This is a genomic window from Vibrio sp. 10N.222.46.A1, assembly GCF_041473595.1.
GTDB classification, from domain to species: Bacteria; Pseudomonadota; Gammaproteobacteria; order Enterobacterales; family Vibrionaceae; genus Vibrio; species Vibrio tasmaniensis_A.
Window position 1 is genome coordinate 1 of sequence record NZ_JBFRSN010001222.1, and the last position, 1783, is coordinate 1783.

The 1783-nt window shown below is 44.1% G+C and carries 2 protein-coding genes and 2 pseudogenes; all 4 read right to left on the bottom strand.

The annotated features are described in order from the left end of the window. Nucleotides 1–117 (bottom strand): annotated as a pseudogene (locus AB4496_RS25395) (3'(2'),5'-bisphosphate nucleotidase CysQ); the annotation flags it as partial. 36 nt (nt 118–153) lie between these two features. Continuing rightward, the gene (gene nudE / locus AB4496_RS25400) at nt 154–705 is read right to left on the bottom strand and encodes an ADP compounds hydrolase NudE (protein ID WP_102257550.1); all 552 of its coding nucleotides are present in this window, start codon (nt 703–705) and stop codon (nt 154–156) included. 313 nt (nt 706–1018) lie between these two features. Continuing rightward, nucleotides 1019–1603: a Fe-S biogenesis protein NfuA gene (nfuA, locus tag AB4496_RS25405; RefSeq protein ID WP_009848013.1), complete on the bottom strand. Its 585-nt coding sequence runs from the start codon at nt 1601–1603 to the stop codon at nt 1019–1021. A 109-nt stretch (nt 1604–1712) separates the two neighbouring features. Beyond that, a pseudogene (locus AB4496_RS25410) lies at nt 1713–1783 on the bottom strand (ComF family protein); the annotation flags it as partial.

The following is a 1783-nucleotide window of genomic DNA, read 5'->3' on the forward strand; positions in this document are numbered from 1 at the left end:
CTTGGTAAACTCTTCGTAATCTTTTTTCTCGTAGATCTCTAAGATCAGTTGCCCAGCAGAGCGAGCAATCTCAATGACAGAGGGCAGCAGGTGAGACAAATCTTTTGTTATTGGCATAAATATTCTCTTACTCTTCGAGTGATTCTGACTGTTTTAATTATTGTTTAATACGCGAAGGGCTAATAGTAGGGCGGTAATACTGCGAGCCTCACAGAAGTCGAGATGCGTTAACAGTTCTTCGGCTTGAGCAAGTGGCCAGCGCACAATGTCTAGTGGCTCTGGTTCATCACCTTCTAGTTTCTCTGGGTAGAGCTCTTCTGCGATAAACAGCGTCATCTTGCTAGAGAAATAAGAGGGTGCAAGGATCACTTCTTTTAGAGGAGTCAGCTTGTTGGCACCAAAGCCAATCTCTTCTTTTAGTTCACGAATGGCGGCTTCATTTGGTTGTTCGCCTGGATCAATTAGACCTTTTGGGAAGCCGAGTTCATAGCGCTCTGTACCCGCAGCGTATTCACGCACTAACAGAATATCGCCTTGTTCAGTAATCGGAACCATCATGACTGCGTTTCGGCCGCTGGGCTTCATACGTTCGTAAGTGCGCTCTTCACCGTTTGAAAAGCGTAAATCGAGAGACTCGATAGAGAACAGTTTTGATTGAGCGACAGTTTGCTGAGCCAAAATTTCTGGTTTGGTCCTTTTTGTCATTGCGCTCACTCCTTAACTCATTGGAATTCTTTCTTATAAAGTCATTCTAATATAGGGGAAATGACGGTGAGTTCCTAGATCCTAGCTTTCATATCCTAGAATTATTGGAGCAGGAACCGATTGCGATCACTTGAATACCTTACTGCAAATGGTAACGCCTCACTATTGTTGGCATTGAACGGGAAATATACGGTTGAGGAGTGCTTCTGCTGTTTTAAACACAAAAAAGGTTGATGCTTGCGCATCAACCTTTTGATTGAATCTTTAACTATCTACTGGCTAAGACTGTATGAGTGCTTAGTCGTAAAAGAGCTTAGTAGTAAGAGTGCTCACCACGATCGTGTTCAGTTGCATCACGAACGGCTGTCAATTCACCTTCGAATTGTTGAAGAAGTTCCTTCTCGATGCCTTCTTTTAGCGTTACATCAACCATAGAACAACCGTTACAACCACCGCCGAATGCAACGATAGCAGCACCTTCTTCAGTGATCTCTACTAGGCTAACGTGACCGCCGTGGCCAGCAAGCTGTGGGTTCACTTGGGTTTGGATTGCATACTCAACACGCTCTATCAGAGTTGCGTCGTCTGATACTTTACGCATTTTTGCGTTTGGTGCTTTAAGTGTTAGTTGAGAGCCCATTTTGTCAGTCACGAAGTCAATCTCAGCTTCGTCTAGGAATGGCAGGCTTAACTCATCTACGTATGCAGAGAATGCTTCGAAAGACAGTTTTGTATCAGACGCTTCGATAGCATCTGTTGGGCAGTAAGAAACACCACACTCAGCGTTTTGTGTGCCTGGGTTTACCACGAACACACGAATGTTTGTACCTTCAGGCTGCTGTGACAGCAGATTGGCAAAGTGAGTTTGAGCTGTTTCTGTAATAGTAATATTTGACACGACGAATACCTGAGTAGATTTGTAGGTTATTAGCGCCATTCTACTCCTGTCAGACTTGTAATTCAGCCCTTTTTTGTTGGATTGCTGTACAAGTAGCGATTCACAGCTTCTATCCAGAGGGCTCAGGAGTGCGGCAGATGCAGTAAATATCAATCCTTTTCACACCTACTTCAAGTAGTA